General features: G+C 66.1%; 12 protein-coding genes. 7 read left to right on the plus strand and 5 right to left on the minus strand.

Features of this window, described 5'->3' with window-relative positions:
• Positions 1 to 56: 56 nt before the first annotated feature.
• The 3 genes from HLH45_RS03315 to xanC are packed head-to-tail and all read right to left on the minus strand — an operon-like array spanning position 57 to position 1850.
• Positions 57 to 806 (minus strand): lysophospholipid acyltransferase family protein, encoded by a 750-nt coding sequence (locus tag HLH45_RS03315; RefSeq protein ID WP_008571158.1) that lies wholly within the window; start codon positions 804 to 806, stop codon positions 57 to 59.
• 53 nt (positions 807 to 859) lie between these two features.
• Positions 860 to 1543, minus strand: a complete 684-nt coding sequence (locus HLH45_RS03320) for a COG4648 family protein (protein WP_008571156.1) — start codon at positions 1541 to 1543, stop codon at positions 860 to 862.
• A gap of 37 nt (positions 1544 to 1580) precedes the next feature.
• A complete protein-coding gene (gene xanC / locus HLH45_RS03325) occupies positions 1581 to 1850 on the minus strand; it encodes a xanthomonadin biosynthesis acyl carrier protein XanC (protein ID WP_005914783.1) in 270 nt (89 codons plus the stop codon).
• A 303-nt stretch (positions 1851 to 2153) separates the two neighbouring features.
• Between xanC and HLH45_RS03330 the strand changes: the two genes are divergently transcribed.
• Both HLH45_RS03330 and HLH45_RS03335 read left to right on the plus strand, forming a co-directional pair.
• Positions 2154 to 3503 carry an NAD(P)/FAD-dependent oxidoreductase gene (locus HLH45_RS03330; protein WP_033478397.1) on the plus strand — a complete coding sequence of 450 codons (1350 nt, stop codon included), beginning with the start codon at positions 2154 to 2156 and terminating at the stop codon, positions 3501 to 3503.
• Positions 3500 to 4507 carry a chorismate transformation FkbO/Hyg5 family protein gene (locus tag HLH45_RS03335; protein ID WP_008571153.1) on the plus strand — a complete coding sequence of 336 codons (1008 nt, stop codon included), beginning with the start codon at positions 3500 to 3502 and terminating at the stop codon, positions 4505 to 4507. Before HLH45_RS03330 ends, HLH45_RS03335 begins: the two co-directional genes overlap by 4 nt.
• A 305-nt stretch (positions 4508 to 4812) precedes the next feature.
• On the opposite strand, the gene HLH45_RS03340 is transcribed toward HLH45_RS03335, so the two are convergent.
• On the minus strand, positions 4813 to 6156 hold the full coding sequence (locus HLH45_RS03340) for an AMP-binding protein (protein ID WP_033478396.1): 1344 nt from the start codon (positions 6154 to 6156) through the stop codon (positions 4813 to 4815).
• A gap of 596 nt (positions 6157 to 6752) precedes the next feature.
• Between HLH45_RS03340 and HLH45_RS03345 the strand changes: the two genes are divergently transcribed.
• The 4 genes from HLH45_RS03345 (at position 6753) to hemF (ending at position 12143) form a co-directional block, all read left to right on the plus strand.
• Positions 6753 to 9113 (plus strand): S9 family peptidase, encoded by a 2361-nt coding sequence (locus HLH45_RS03345; RefSeq protein WP_033478395.1) that lies wholly within the window; start codon positions 6753 to 6755, stop codon positions 9111 to 9113.
• A gap of 430 nt (positions 9114 to 9543) precedes the next feature.
• A complete protein-coding gene (locus HLH45_RS03350) occupies positions 9544 to 10260 on the plus strand; it encodes a hypothetical protein (RefSeq protein WP_033478394.1) in 717 nt (238 codons plus the stop codon).
• Positions 10257 to 10826 (plus strand): hypothetical protein, encoded by a 570-nt coding sequence (locus HLH45_RS03355; RefSeq protein WP_008571149.1) that lies wholly within the window; start codon positions 10257 to 10259, stop codon positions 10824 to 10826. Before HLH45_RS03350 ends, HLH45_RS03355 begins: the two co-directional genes overlap by 4 nt.
• 417 nt (positions 10827 to 11243) lie before the next feature.
• Complete coding sequence (hemF, locus tag HLH45_RS03360; protein WP_008571148.1) at positions 11244 to 12143, plus strand: oxygen-dependent coproporphyrinogen oxidase; 900 nt, start codon at positions 11244 to 11246, stop codon at positions 12141 to 12143.
• Positions 12144 to 12991: 848 nt separating this feature from the next.
• Here the strand turns inward: hemF and polA are convergent.
• Positions 12992 to 15793 (minus strand): DNA polymerase I, encoded by a 2802-nt coding sequence (gene polA, locus HLH45_RS03365; RefSeq protein ID WP_008571146.1) that lies wholly within the window; start codon positions 15791 to 15793, stop codon positions 12992 to 12994.
• 76 nt (positions 15794 to 15869) lie between these two features.
• On the opposite strand from polA, the gene HLH45_RS03370 reads away from it, so the two are divergent.
• Complete coding sequence (locus HLH45_RS03370) at positions 15870 to 16160, plus strand: DUF2782 domain-containing protein (RefSeq protein ID WP_008571145.1); 291 nt, start codon at positions 15870 to 15872, stop codon at positions 16158 to 16160.
• The last annotated feature ends 94 nt before the right edge of the window (positions 16161 to 16254 follow it).

The raw sequence follows: 16254 nt of genomic DNA on the forward strand, positions 1-16254 counted from the left end.
ATGTCCGGGCAGGCAGGGATGATCATGCGGCACAACGAAATCCATAAGCGCAGAACTCAGATCCTGGGTTGAAGCATTGCAGCCACGGCCTTGTGTGCCTGCTCGGTCAATTGTTGGCGATCAGGCGCATCCGGCCCGGTCACCGCGATCGGCGCACCGATCCGCACGCGGATGATGCCCGGCCTCACCCTGAACAGGCCATCGACCGGCAAGACCTTGCCGCAGCCATCCAGCGCCACCGGCACCACCTGCACGCCAGCATCGATAGCAGCCTGCAGTAGCCCGGCCTTGAATGGCAATAATGCGCCGGTACGGCTGCGGGTGCCTTCGGGAAACAGACACAACTGTTTGCCCTCGCGCAGCAATGCGGCCGCCTGGCGCCGCACCAACGCCCCTGCCCTGCGGCTGTCGCGGTCCAGAAACAGCATGCCGGCGGCGCGCGCATACCAGTTCACGAAGGGCACCTTGCGCATTTCTTCCTTGAGTAAAAAGCGCAGCGGCACCGGCAAGGCATGGAACAGCGCGCAAATGTCGATGATCGACTGGTGGTTGCTCACGAACAGATAGTTCTTGGACCAATCCACCCGCTCGCGCCCTTCCACGATGACGGTGGCGCCCGCACCGCGGAACAGCACCGGCGCCCACATCCAGCTGCCCATGCGCAGCAGGCGGTCGGCGTCGCGCGTGATCGCCAGCGATGCCAATGCGTAGACGATGCCGCCAGCGGTAAAGGCCAGCGTGAACGCCAATTGCAACAGGTTGAACACAGCCCACGCCAAGCGCGACGGCATCCTTGCCAACGGCATTTTTGTCTTGTCCCCGAAAATATGCACGTCCGTCGCTGCCCCAGGCCACGCACTCAGCGCAGCAGATCGCGCCAGAAATCCGGCCCAAGCCGCGCCATCTGACGCAAGAAGTCTGGCAGATTACGATAGGGGCGCTGTGGAAACCAGCGGCCACGCAATAGATATTCCCCAACGAAGAAGCCGCCAATCACCCCATAGGCGAGCAGGTTGGCGAACAACGAGGCGCGCGCGTCGCTGATCGGCAGCGGCGAGGCATGACCCAGCTGCGCGAGCACGCCGCTGGGCTCGGCGCACAGACCCAGCACCAGATTGGCCAGGGTCAGACCGCACAGCAGCACTGCCCAGGCCAGCGTGAGGCGGCGCGTATAGCGGCGTTGTTCGGGCGTGATCAGCATGCCGGCCTGGCCGTACAGGCCCTCGACGATGCGCGTGATCAGCGGCGTGCGTCCGGCCCGCAGGCTGCGCCCGAAAAACCAGGCCACCCAACCGGTAAATACCACCGGCGGCGCCGCCAGCACCAACATCGCATACGGCGAATGCCACAGCGCGCCCAGCCCGGCAAGCAGCAACAGCGCCAACGCCCAGGCCCAGGGCCGGCGCGCAACCATCGGTTCGATCAACACCATCAGCACCAGCAAACCACCGGCGATGACGGCCAATTCCGGGCGGTGACTGGCATTGGCCCAATGCGCCAACGGCGAATACGCCACCGCCAGCAGAACGCCCAGCCCCAGCACCCACGCGGGTGCGTCGGGGGATGGCGCAGTTGGCAGATCAGACGGTCTTGTTGGCTTGGACATGCGCCGACAGTGCGCGCAGCGACGCGAAGATGCGACGGTTTTCGTCGTTGTCAGAGCGCAGCTGGAAGCCGTAGCGCTTGCTGATCGCCAGCGCCAGTTCCAGGGCGTCGATCGAGTCCAGCCCCAGCCCGGTATTGAACAGCGGCGCCTCCGGATCGATGTCGGCGGGTTGGACGTCTTCCAGGTTCAGACTTTCGACCAGGAGTTCGGCCAGTTCACGTTCGGCAGCGGTTTGCGAGGACATCCAGGATTTCCACAGGTCAGGGTCGGGCAACAAGAGTGAGAACAAGCAGGAGCAGCGCGGACGAGCATCGGCATGCATGAGCGTCGCGCCGGGCCGTAGTGTACGTTGCCGCCGCTGCCAATCCGAGCATCTGCCGCGCGGCTGGCCGGTGCCTGCACGTGCTGCCGGTCGTTCTTCACATATGAATCGGCGGGCCGCAAGCTGGCCGGGCCGCCGGTCAGGCTATCATGACTGCATGACGCTCGCCCGCCGCAGGTTCGTTCCAGGATGACTTCCACCGCTGTTCGCCTTACCCCGACCGCCATGCCGGCAGCCGGGCCGGCTCCCGGACCGGAGTGTCCGGATGTCCTGATCGTCGGCGGCGGCCCGGCTGGCTGCACCGCGGCCATCGCACTTGCCGAGCTCGGTTGGTCCGTGACCCTGCTCGAGAAGGCGCAGCACCCGCGCTTTCATATCGGCGAGTCCTTGCTGCCGATGAACATGCCGATTCTTGAACGCCTTGGCGTGCTGCAAGACGTGCGCGCCATCGGCGTGCTGAAGCGTGGGGCGGATTTTCCCAACGACAGCGGCGGCTACAACACGTTCCGTTTCTCCCACGCGCTCGATGCCAAGGCCGATTTCGCCTTCCAGGTGCCACGTGCGCAATTCGACCACGTGCTGTTCCAGCGTGCGCGTGCGGTGGGCGTGGATGCACGCGAGCAGGTCTGCGTGGAGCAGGTCGCATTCGACGGCGAACAACCGGTGCTGCAGGCACGCACGGCAGACGGTGGCGTGCAGCAGTTCCGCCCGCGCTATCTGCTCGATGCCAGCGGCCGCGACACCTTTCTGGGCAACCGCCTCAAGCTCAAACGCGCCAATGCAACGCATCAGTCGGCCGCGGTGTTCAGCCATTTCCGCGGCGTGACGCGACGCCCGGGCGAGGATGCCGGCAACATCAGCATCTACCGGCATGCGCACGGCTGGATGTGGCTGATTCCGCTGCCGGACGACATCATGAGCGTGGGCGCGGTCTGCTACCCGGAGTACATGAAGACCCGCAAGGGCGACAGCGAGGGCTTCTTGATGCGTACGCTGGCGCTCAATGCCGAGCTAAACGCGCGCATGCTCGGCGCCGAGCGCGTGGCGCCGGTGCATGCCACCGGCAATTACGCCTACGAATGCACGCGCATGGCCGGGCCGCGCTGGTTGATGCTGGGCGATGCCTATACTTTTGTCGACCCGATGTTTTCCTCTGGCGTGTTCCTGGCCATGCACAGCGCCGAACGTGGCGCGGCGATGGTGGATGCGGCACTGCGCGTACCGCAGTCGGAGGCGAAACTGCAGCGCGCCCTGCAGCGCGAACTGACGCGCGGTGTGGATGAATTCAAGTGGTTCATCTACCGCTTCACTTCGCCCACCATGCGCGCCTTGTTCGCGCACCCGCAAAACACCTGGCAGGTGGAACAGGCGGTGGTGGCAATGCTGGCCGGCGATGTCTTCGACGCCCCCAAAGTCCGCATCCGCCTGCGCGCCTTTCGCGCCCTGTACGCACTCACCACCTTGTCGATGATGCCGCGCGCCTGGCAGTCGTGGCGCCATCGCCGGCGTCAGGCCAAGCTCGGCTTCGACGGCGACACCTTGCAATGCGACACGCAACAACGAGACGCTCAATGACCGCTTCCCAGGCCCAGACAACGCACGCCGTGCGCCATCCCCGGCTGCAGGTCGACTATGTCGACCAGACCGACCCTGCCGTGCTGCTGACCGACCCGCAGGTGCTGGCCGTGTTCGGCTTCGGCGATGCGGCGCCGCGCCTGCACGACCCGCGTTATCTGCGCGTGCCGCTGCAGCCGTACCAGGCAAGCGTGCTGGAAGTGTGGCGCACCGATGCGCCGGTGAGCAGCGGCCGCGATGGCAACATCGCCTGGTCCAGCGATGGGCACCTGCAGTTCGGCGTGATCGAGATCGACGAGCAGGATGTCGATATCGAAGAAGCCGCTGCCAGGGCATATGCGGAAATCACCGCCTTCGTCAGCAACGGCCAGACGCCGCGGTTGCTGCGGATCTGGAATTACCTCGACGCCATCACCCTGGGCAGCGGCGATCGCGAACGTTACCGGCAGTTCTGCGTGGGCCGTGCACGCGGGTTGGGCGCATTCGACACCGCGCAGTTGCCGGCGGCCACCGCCGTGGGCCGTTGCGATGCCGAGCGCATCATCCAGATCTACTGGCTGGCCGCCACCAATGCCGGCACGCCGCTGGAAAACCCGCGCCAGGTCAGTGCCTACCACTACCCGCGCCAGTACGGCCCGCAGCCGCCCAGTTTCGCCCGTGCCATGCTGCCACCGGCCGGCAGCGACATGCCGCTGCTGCTGTCAGGCACCGCTGCGGTGGTGGGCCACGCCTCGATGCATACCGGCCAATTGCTGGCGCAGCTGGAAGAAACCTTCGCCAACTTCGACGCCCTGCTTGGCGCCGCGCGTCAGCATGCACCGGCGTTACCGGCGCAGTTCGGCGCCGGCACCCGCCTGAAAGTCTATGTGCGCGAGCGCGACGACCTGCCCCGGGTTGCGCAGGCACTGGATGCCCGCTTCGGCGATGCGGTCCCGCGCCTGCTGCTGCACGCCGTGATCTGCCGCGATGAGCTGGCGGTGGAGATCGATGGGGTGCATGGGTGATGCCACGTGCCGCGGAGGCCATCTGCGGCGATCGATCGAGCAGCGCCCACGGATGGCGCGATGCGGGCTGACCTGATGCGGGCATTCGTGCCGCGCATCTGTGACCCCGCATCGAAGGCGCCACACAGGTGCCGATGAACGCCGCCAACACCGCTGCGCTGACGACCAGCAAGGCGGCAACGCTCTGTGGCCTGCGTCGACCACGCCTGCCCGCGCGTTCTTCGCGCTGTGTCTGCGGCCATTCATCGCCACGCTGACTGTCGCGTCCATGACGCCTGCTGCTGCGCGCACGTGGCAGGCCACGCTCAGCCGTTGAGCAATCCCAGCACCACATCGCGCGGCAGCTTGCCGGTTTCGTTGCGTGGCAAGGCGGCGACCTTGCGCAGGCGGCGCGGCAGGAAGACCGGGTCCACGCTGACGCGGAGCGCGGCCAGCACCTGGGCTTCGTCGAGGGTGGGGGCGACCACCAGCGCGGCGATGCGGCCGACCGCCTGGCCGGGGTCGGGCGCGAGCTGCACGATGGTCCCGTCGATGACGCCGGGAATGGCGAGCAAGCGCCGTGTCAGATCGGCCAGCGATGCGCGCTTTCCGGCGATTTCCAGCAGGTCGGCCTGGCGGCCGCGCACCTGGAAGCGGCCGTCGTCGGCCACGTCCATCATGTCGGCCAGCAGCACCGGCGTGGCCAGATGCGGCGCATGCACCAGGGTGCCTGCAGCCTGCGTTTCAAGGCGCACGCCGGGCAGAGGCGTCCACGCCGCTTCCAGCGCCGTACGGCGCACGGCGAACACGCAGGTTTCGGTGGAGCCGAACATCTCGCGCACCTCACCGCCGAAACGCGCTTCGGCGGCAGCGGCGATCTCCGGCGCCAGCGGCGCGGTGGCCGACACGATGCCGGCCAGCGGCGGCAACGCCACGCCGGATTCGACCAACGCACGCAGATGCACCGGTGTGGTCACCAAGACACGCGGCGCGGGAATATCGGCCAGTGCACGTGCCACGTCGTCCGGAAAGAACGGGCGCCCGGCGTGCACCGCCAGCGTGGTCACCATCGGCAGCAGCACCGACAACTCCATGCCGTACATGTGCTGCGGCGGCACGGTGGCGACCACGTGCGGGACGGCATCGGTGTGCGTCCACAGACTTTGCAGCGCAACCAGATCCTGGCGCGTGCTGGTCAAAAAACTGCCCCATGTCTTGGGATTGGGTTGCGGGCTGCCCGTGCTGCCGGAGGTGAAACCGATCGCCACCAGCGCATCGTCGGCCAGCTGCGGAATCGGGCCCTGGGCCTGCGGCAACTCGGCCGGCAGCTGCCAGTACCGCGGCGGCGCCAGCTCCAGCGTCAGGTCGCCCAGACAATACGTATCGACGTAACGCGCCTGCACTTCGCCCACGACTGCCGGCGCTCGCGAGGACGGCAGCAGCGAGACCTGCCCGCGCAGCGCACATGCATAGAACGCCACCATGAAACGATAGCGGTCCTCGCACAGATTCACCGCATGGCGGCCCGCGGGCAGCTGCTGCGCCAGGCCGTGCACGTGCGCGATGAAGGTCGCCAGACCGACCGACTGCCCCGCGCGCCAGGCCAGCGGCCGGTCGGGCGCACCAACAGCCATCGGATGGGAAATAGCGGGGGCAGGCAGGCTGGACATGGAAACCGACGGTCGCAAAAGCGCGCTAGCTTGGCCGCCACCTGCGCCGCTGGCAAGTCAGGGGTTTTCCTCTGCGACGCGCGAAGTGGATCGCCGCCAGGGTGTGGCATGCGGGTGGCCAGGCCAGTTGGTGTGAGACGCGCGCCTTGTGCGGCATGGCACATATCGTCGCTGCACGCGGCAAGTCTTCACCAGTGCGTGGTTGCGCTGGGCAGTGCGATACGCCGACGGGCTGCAGGTGTGCAGGGCAGTCGTGCGGCGCCTCTGCGCAGGTGCGCTTCCATACGAGATTTTCGTTGCGTTCGTCGGCGCATGTGCCAGTTGAGCGCGTGGCGTTACCAGTCCAGTGCCGTGGCGTTGAAGGATTCATTTGCGCTGTCGTGTCTTGCAGCGCCGATGCCGCGCACCGCTCTCATCTGCGAGTGCATGCTTGCGCAGCGCAGGCCCATGGTCGCGCCCGCTCATTGCGCGCTTACAGGTGCTACCGGGCGCTGCATGCAGCCACGCACGCATGACCTGTGGCCCAAGCCTGCTGCGAAGGCGAACTGCTAGGCTTGCGCGCTCTCCTTTGCGTCCAGCCGTGTCCGATGCCTAGATTGTTGCCGTTGACCCTTCTGCTGCTGGCCACCACTGCGCATGCGCAGTCTGCCGCCCCGCTCACCATCGAACAGGCGATGGCCGACCCGGACTGGATCGGGCCGGCGGTGGACCAGGCCTGGTGGCAATGGGACGGCAAACAGGTGCAATACCTGCTCAAGCGCGATGGCAGCCCGGTGCGCGACACCTATCGCCAGGGCACCGGCGGCGGCACCGCCGAGCGTGTGGCCGATACCGCGCGCGCCGGCCTGGATGCGGCAAACCCCAGTTACGATGCCACCCGCCAGCGCATGCTGTTCGCACGTAACGGCGACATCTTCCTGCGCGATCTGCGCACAGGTGCGCTGACCCAGCTGACCCGCAGCAACGAGACCGAATCGCGTCCGCAGTTCGCCAGCGACGGCGGTGCGATCTGGCGCGCGGGCAACAATTGGTACCACTGGCGCGCCGACGGCGGCACCGCGCAGGTGGCGGTGGTCAAGGCCGAGCGCGACCCCAACGCCGCTCCCAAGGCCGACGTGCTGCGCGAGCAGCAACTGGCGACGCTGGCCACCTTGCGCCGCGACAAGGAGCAACGCGACGCGCTGCGCACGCAGGAAGACGCCTGGCGCCGCGCCGATGCCACGCGTGCGGCGGCGCCGGTGTATCTGGGCGATGAGGTGGAGATCGTCGACAGCGCGTTGTCGCCGGACGGCCGCCATCTGTTGGTGGTCACACAGGCCAAGAACGCCGACGAAGGTCAGGCCGGCAAGATGCCCAGGTACGTGACCGAATCCGGTTACGAAGAATTCCAGGAAGTGCGCACCCGTGTCGGCCGCAACGCCCCGGCAGCGCATGCGCTGTGGCTGGTGGATGTTGGCGCGGGCACGGCCAGATCGCTGTCGTTCGACCCACTCCCCGGCATCGCCACCGACCCGCTGGCGGCCTTGCGCAAGGCCGCCAAGCGCGACCCCCTGAAGGGCAACCGCGCGGTGCGCGTGGAAAGCGATGGCGACGGCAGCGGGCCGGCCGTGCACTGGAGCGATGACGGCCGCAACGTGGCGGTAGAAATTCGCGCGGTGGACAACAAGGACCGCTGGATCGCCAGCGTGGACCTGGACAACGCCAGGCTGCAGCCGCGTCACCGTTTGAGCGATAGCGCGTGGATCAACTGGGACTTCAACGATTTCGGCTGGCTGCCCGACAACCGTACGCTGTGGCTGCTGTCGGAAGAATCCGGCTATTCGCAGCTGTACACCGTGGAAGGCAACGGCAAACCGCGCCAGCGCACGCGCGGCAAGTGGGAAGTGTCGATGCCGGTGCCCAGCGCCGACGGCAGCGGCATGTTCTTCCTGTGCAACCAGAAATGGCCGGGCGATTACGAAGTCTGCAAGCTCGATCTGCGCAACGATCAGCTCACCGAGATCACGGCGTTGAACGGTGTGGAAGGTTTCAGCCTCTCGCCCAACGGGCAGCAGTTGCTGGTGCGTTACTCCGGCAGCTATCTGCCGACCCAACTGGCCGTGGTACCGGCCACAGGCGGTCAGGCCACCGTGCTCACCGACACCCGCACGGCAGCCTTCAAGGCGCAGCCGTGGATTGCGCCGCAGTACGTGCAAATCCCGTCCAAACACGGTGCCGGCACGGTCTGGGGCAAGTATTACGGCCCCAAGACGCCCGAGCCGGGCAAGCAGTATCCGATCGTGATGTTCGTGCACGGCGCCGGGTATCTGCAGAACGTCTCCGAACGCTACACCCCGTATTTCCGCGAGCAGATGTTCCACAACCTGCTGGTGCAGCAGGGCTACATCGTGCTGGACCTGGACTATCGCGCCTCCGAAGGCTACGGCCGCGATTGGCGCACGGCGATCTATCGCAACATGGGCCACCCCGAGCTGGAAGATTATCTGGATGGCCTGGACTGGCTGGTCGCCACCAAGCAGGGTGATCGCACACGCGCCGGCATCTATGGCGGCTCGTACGGCGGCTTCATGACCTACATGGCGCTGTTCCGCAGCCCTGGCACGTTCAAGGCCGGGGCGGCGCTGCGCCCGGTCGGCGACTGGATGCAGTACAACCACGAGTACACCTCCAACATCCTCAACACGCCCGAGCTCGATCCGGAGGCCTACAAGATCTCCTCGCCGATCAATTACGCCGAGGGCTTGCGCGACCACCTGCTGATCGCCCACGGCATGATCGACGACAACGTGTTCTTCAAGGATTCGGTGGACATGACGCAGAAGTTGATCGAGCTGCACAAGGACAACTGGCAGGTGGTGCCGTACCCGCTGGAGCGCCACGGCTTTACGCGCGCCGATTCGTGGCTGGACGAGTACAAGCGCATCCTCGAGCTGTTCAATGAGCAGGTGAAGCCTTAGAGCATGCCAGGTACTTCGAGGTGAGGGCGAAGCGTCCTGTGGCGCGTCGAGACAGGGCGTGCGCCTTGCCCAGAGGTCGGCCGCCAGCGGCACGGAGCGGGCGCCGCGCGTCTTGGACGCGGATGCCGGGGTCAGGCCATCTCGCAGTCACGATGCGCCCTCACCACCCGCGCAGAACGTGACCGATCCGGCCATCCGCAGCGACGCTGCGATCAGGATCAACGACGCGGCACGTGCGCGGGCAAAACCAACACCGGCGTCTGGGTTGCTTCCCGCTCACCTGTTGCTACGCCAGTGGCTCTAAGCTTGGCGCAGGACCGGTAACGCGCCATCGCCGCACGCGTGCTGCTGCACCGGTCCGCCGCATGACCGGTGCGCCGCCGGCATGACGGCGCTTCCACTCACCACGGGCGCAGGGAAGGGAGACGCGATGGGCCTGTGGGACCGTTTGTTTGGACGCAAGAGCACTGCGGCAAACACGCCGCGCACGGCACCGACGGCTGCGCCTGTCGCTGCCGCAGACGTGTCGGAAGCGGCGGCCGAGATCGATCCCGCACTGCAACCGGCGCTGAGCGCGTTTCAGCGCGGCGACCATGTGGCTGCCTACAACGCTGCGCAGACGCAGCGCCACCTTGGTGCCGATGCGCAGCGCCTGTGCGCGCTGTCGTTGAGCGCGCTGGACCGCTATCGCGAGGCCTACCCGTACTGGCTGGCGCTGTATGCGCTGGAGCCCACGGCACACAACGCACTGCAGCTGGCAACCACCTCGGTGATGTGCAACGAGATCGCCCAGGGCGAGCAGTGGTTGCTGACCTTCGACGATCTCAATGCACAGGAGCGGTCCACCTCGCCGGCGACCGCGCGTACCAGCTTCCTCACCGTGCTCACCCGCGCCGGCCACGGGGCGCACGCGCTGCCGCACCTGGAATGGCTGCGCGAGGCATATGCTGGCATGTCCATTACCGACAGCCATTTCCTGTACGTGCGCGGGCTGCCGTTTCTCGAAGCATTTCTTGAGCGCAGCACGCCGCTGTTGCGCCAATGCCTGCCAGCCGACGCAGTGCCCGAGTGGTACGCGCACCTGCAACCTGCGCTGGATCCGCCCGGGCAGGCGATGGTGGCCGCCCACATCGCATCGCTGCAATGAGCGCCGTCCGGCCAGCATCGGCGCGCCAGCGCGGTGGCTTCGTCACTCCGCTGGCGTGGGTTTCCCTGTTGCTGGGGGCGGTCAGCGTGCTGGCCAATCTGATGCAGATCGCAATGATCGCACTGGCGCCAGGTGCGGGATCGCTAGGGCTGCCGGAAGGCATCACCCTGCCCCCCTCCTGGCAATGGCTGATCAATCACGCGCTGTCGTTATCGGTCGCCGGCGTGGTGCTCTCGGCTGCGTTCTGCTGGTTGAGTTGGGCGCTGCTGCAGCGACGCGAGTGGGCAAGGCGTAGCTTCGTGGCGGTGTTGCTGGTGACCGGGCTGCTTAATTTCGGCGGACTGGCGTTGATCGGGCCCTTGTTCGACGGCGTGCAGACGCTGCTGCCCGCCGATGTGCTGCAAAGCCCGGAGTGGCCGCAGATGCAGGCACGTTTGCAGGCCACCCAGCAAATGGCACTGGTCCTCACCGGCCTGGGTGCGCTGGCGATCGGCTGCGTCCACGCAGCATTGGCATGGCGGCTATGCACGCCCGCTGTCCGCGCGGAGTTTTCGCAAGCTGAGTGACTTGATAGCCGGTAAGGACGTTGCAGCCTGCAGCAGTTCAGCTGCCTTGCAACGAAATACGCCTCGCTCGCCAGTTGCGCATCGAAAACTGAGAGCTTGCGTGTGCGGTTGCCTGGCTATCTTCAATCCCAGCTCGAATGCACGGCGCCCGCATCGCTCGCGGCACACGCCGTGAACCCATCCTTGCGGCAAGGACACTGCACCACACGTTGGTCGGCAGTTTATGAAGTAGCTCCTGATACGGAAACGGCGCTGTAGAACAAGCGAGTCTCGCCCCTCGGTTGCGCTGGCATACGACCATCTCGACTGGTCATTGCCCAGCGGTGATCACTGCGCCGTCATCCCGCATCGCACTGCGACAAACGGGCGCGCTTGCGCGGGATGCACCGCGCGGAGCGCACGGCTTAGAATTGGGACATGAACGAATTCGACCGTGTACGCGATTATCTGACCGACCTGCAGGACCGCATCTGCGCCGCTGTGGAAGCTGCCGACGGTAAGGCACGCTTCGCCGAGGACCTTTGGAAGCGCGAGGAAGGCGGCGGTGGCCGTACCCGCATCCTGCGCGACGGCGCGGTGTTCGAGCAGGCCGGCATCGGTTTTTCGGATGTGTCCGGTACGCGCCTGCCGCCGTCGGCCAGTGCGCACCGGCCCGAGCTTGCCGGTGCGACCTGGCGTGCATGCGGCGTCTCGTTGGTGTTTCATCCGCACAACCCGTATATCCCGACCACGCACATGAACGTGCGCTACTTCCGCGCCGAGCGCGATGGCGAGGTGGTGGCCGCCTGGTTTGGCGGTGGCTTCGACCTGACTCCGTTCTATCCCTTCGATGAGGATGTGCAGCACTGGCACCGCGTTGCACAGGCGCTGTGCGAGCCGTTTGGCCAAGAGCGCTATGCCGCGCACAAGCGTTGGTGCGACGAATACTTTTTCCTGCGCCACCGCAATGAAACGCGTGGCGTGGGCGGGCTGTTCTTCGACGATCTGGGTCAGGATTTCGAGCGCGACTTCGCCTACCAGCGCGCAGTGGGCGATGGCTTTCTGGATGCGTACATACCAATCGTGCAGCGGCGCAAGGACACACCCTACGGCGAGCGCGAACGCGAGTTTCAGTTGTACCGTCGTGGGCGCTACGTGGAATTCAATCTGGTCTACGACCGCGGCACCCTCTTTGGATTGCAGAGCGGTGGGCGCGCCGAGAGCATCCTGATGAGTTTGCCGCCGCGGGTGCGCTGGGAGTACGGCTTCACGCCGGAGCCGGGCAGCGCCGAAGCGCGGCTGGCCGATTACCTGATTCCACGCGACTGGCTCGGTTGATCGAAACGCCGCCGTAAGGCGTGGCGTGCTGGCGGACGTCCACGCAGGCGGTGGCATTGGCGGGCACGTTACAGCGCGTCGCGATCAAGTGCGTTGCCTGCTGACGGCTCGATCCACTGCGCGTCATCGGTGCGCCAGGCTGCCCGGCGACAGCGGCCGCACAGGTGCGGATTGCGCGACGCGACGGCGCCCTGGTCCTTGGCAGAATGAAACTCGCCCACCAGCGCCGGTAGCGGTAGCGGTAGCGTGCATGGCAGGCGCGCGCAAACGCAACAACCGTAAATCGATAGATGAATACGCGTGCTGCCCGCCCATAAACTGAATGAGCAGCATGGCCTCGTACCGCCGGCGCAGCATTCCCTCTGCATCGCCGCACCCGACGATGAGCGGGCATTTACGCTGCAACGCGGCATGCATTTGAGCTTGGCGCAAAGCGAACGCGTTGCCTGCGCGGGTCTTGGAGTGGTGTCGCTACACGCCACGCGCCCTGCGCACACCGAAGGCACCTGCAGCATCGCTGTTAACGCTGCAGCGCTTGCGCATAGTGGAAGGACACAAATAAAAAGCCCCGCAGACCAGGGGGAGGTCGGCGGGGCCAGGGAACGGAAACTTGGGGAGGAGTTTCCGCTCCGAGATCTGCTCCAGGGGATGGGAGAGATCTACCGACAGGCGTTGCGCCCGTCGAGGGATATAACAACATTTTCTACATTGATGGATCGTGAAGATAACTGTTAAAAAAATGTAGAATTTAGGGGGTATTCATTCCATTAACTCAGCTGAATTCACATTATGTTTGGAACGGATTATTGCTGATCTGCGTATTCAGCATATCGCAGCCATTCGCCGCATCAATGCGCCTGGTCCCAATTATCGCCAACGCCCGAATCCACCATCAACGGCACGCGTAATTCAGCTGCGCCCGCCATGCGCGTGGTGACCTCGCTCAGTAGCGTATCGACGAAATCGATATCGGCTTCGAACACCAGTTCGTCGTGCACCTGCAAGATCATCTTCGCGCGTTGCGCGTGGTTGGCGATCCAGCCGTCCACGTTGACCATGGCGCGCTTGATGATATCTGCGGCGGTGCCCTGCATCGGCGCGTTGATGGCGGCGCGCTCGGCACCGGCACGCTGGCCCTGGCTGCCGGCATTGATGAAGTCCAGATACAGCCGGCGCCCGAACACCGTTTCCACGTAGCCCTTGTCGCGCGCCTGCTGGCGGGTGGTTTCCATGAAGTCGCGCACGCCCGGGTAACGGCTGAAGTACAGCGCGATGTAGTCCTGCGCCTCGCCGCGGCCGATACCGAGCTGACGGGCCAGGCCGAAGGCGCTCATGCCGTACATCAGGCCGAAGTTGATGGCCTTGGCGGCGCGGCGCTCATCGCCGCTGACGGTGTCGATGGTGCGGCCGAACACTTCGGCGGCGGTGGCGCGGTGGACGTCGGCGCCGGATTCGAACGCGCCCACCAGTCCGGGGTCGCCGGACAGGTGCGCCATGATGCGCAGCTCGATCTGCGAATAGTCGCAGGCGATCAGCTTGCGTCCGGCCGGGGCGACGAACGCGCGGCGGATGCGACGACCGTCTTCGGTGCGGATCGGGATGTTCTGCAGGTTCGGATCGGACGAGGACAGCCGCCCGGTGGCGGCGCCGGCCTGGTGGTAGCTGGTGTGCACGCGCCCGGACTGCGGGTGGATCATCTCCGGCAGCTTGTCGGTGTAGGTGCTGCGCAGCTTGGCCAGGCCACGGTATTCCAGGATGACCCGCGGCAGCTCGTGCTGGTCGGCGATGGCTTCCAGTGCTTCTTCGTTGGTCGAGGGCTGGCCCTTGGGCGTCTTGACCACGGCGGGGAGCTTGAGCTCGTCGAACAGCAAAGCCTGCAGCTGCTTGGGCGAATCCAGGTTGAAGCTGCGCCCGGCAAGCTCGGTGGCTTTCTGCTGGGCAGCGAGCATGCGCTTGGACAGGTCCGCACTCTGGCGGCGCAGTTCGGCCGCATCCACGCACACACCGTTGGCTTCGATGCGGGCCAGCACGTCCACCAGCGGCATTTCGATGTCGCGGTAGACGCGCTCCAGGCCCGGTTCGCTGGCCAGCCGGGGGCCGAGCACGCGATGCAGGCGCAAGGTGATGTCGGCGTCCTCGGCGGCGTAGCGGGTGGCGTCTTCCAGGCTGATCTGGGCGAACGGGATCTGCTTGGCGCCCTTGCCGCAGACGTCTTCGTACTTGACGGTGTCGTAGCCGAGATAGCGCTTGGCCAGGCTGTCCATGTCGTGGCGGGCACTGCCGGAATTGAGCACGAAGCTCTCCAGCAGGGTGTCGTCGGCATAGCCGGCCAGCGCCACGCCATGCCGGCGCATCACGTGCAGGTCGTACTTGCCGTGCTGGCCGAGCTTGCGCACGGCCGGGTCGGTGAGCAGTGGCGCCAGTTGCGCCAATGCCTGGGTACGGTCGAGTTGAGCCGGCGCACCGGGGAAGTGATGGCCAAACGGCAGGTACGCCGCCTGGCCGGGCTCGGCCGCCACGCTCAGGCCGATCAAATCGGCCTGCAGCGGGTCCAGGCTGTCGGTTTCGGTATCGAAGGCGAACTGCCCGGCGGCACGCAGCCGCGCGATCCAGCTGTCGAGCTGCTCCTGGGTCAGGATGGTCTCGTACTGGCCGGGCGCCGACAGCGACGGATCGAGATCCACCGCGGCGTTGACGGGGCCGGAGACGAAGCCGGTGCCGCGCGCGCGGCCCGGTTCGGTGCGCGCAGTGGCAGCAGCAGCGCCCAGCGCCACCGGCTCGGCCAGCAGGCCCGCCTGGGCGGCCGCACCACCGAGTTCGCGCAGCGCCTGGGTGAAGCCGTAGCGGGCGTACAGCACCGCCAGCGCCTCGGCGTTGGGCTCGCGCAGGTCCAGCGCGCGCGGGCCGCTGGCCAGGGTGACATCGGTCTTGATGGTCACCAGCTCACGGTTGAGCGGCAGGCGTGGCAATGCGGCGCGCAGGTTGTCGCCGATCTTGCCCTTGATCTTGTCGGCGTTGGCGATGACGCCATCGAGCGAGTCGTATTCGGCCAGCCATTTGGCGGCGGTCTTGGGGCCGCACTTTTCCACGCCGGGCACGTTGTCGACGGTGTCGCCCATCAACGCCAGCAGGTCGACGATCTGATCGGGCCGCACGCCGAACTTGGCGATCACCGCCGCGTCCGAATCCATGCGGCTGCCGCTCATGGTGTTGACCAGTTCGATGCCCGGACGCACCAGCTGGGCGAAGTCCTTGTCGCCGGTGGAGATGGTGACCTGCAAGCCATCGGCGGCGCCCTGCAGCGCCAGCGTGCCGATCACATCGTCCGCTTCCACGCCATCGATGCGCAGGATGTCGATGCCCAGCGCATGCACGATGTCGCACATCGGCTGCACCTGCGCGCGCAGGTCGTCGGGCATCGACGGTCGGTTGGCCTTGTAGTCGGCATACAAGTCATCACGGAACGTTTTACCGGGCGCATCCACCACGAAGGCGATGTAGGCCGGGCGCTCCTTCAAGGTGGCGCGCAACATGTTGACCACGCCGAACAAGGCACCGGTGGGCTCGCCCTGGGCATTGGTCAGCGGCGGAAGCGCGTGGAACGCGCGATACAGGTAACTGGACCCGTCGATCAGGACTAATCTGCTCATGGCCCGATTCTACGCTGCACGCCCAGGGCACACCGCGCCAGCGCATACTGGCTGGCGATCAACACGGATAACGACAATGAACAAAGCACGTCTTTTGCTGCTGCCGTTACTGCTGCTCGGCGGCTGTGCCACCGGCGGCGGCGACCGCGCCGGTGGCGATATCCCGGCTGGCGCCGATGTCACCAGCAAGACCATGGGCAACGGCGACAAGGTCGACGAATACCGCGTCAACGGTCAGCTGGAGATGGTGCGGGTGACGCCGGCGCGCGGGGCGCCCTACTTCCTGTACGACCGCGACCATGACGGGCATACCGACGCGGAAAAGGACAAGGTCAACAAGGTGTATTGGCAGCTCTATAGCTGGTGATTGGGGAGTTGGGATTCGGGATTCGGGATTCGTGGGGCATGCGTCGGGCGTTGAAACGCCCGGTGGCGTTGCGTTTTTGATCTGCGGTTCATTG

It is taken from the genome of Xanthomonas euvesicatoria, assembly GCF_013112235.1.
GTDB lineage: Bacteria > Pseudomonadota > Gammaproteobacteria > Xanthomonadales > Xanthomonadaceae > Xanthomonas > Xanthomonas euvesicatoria.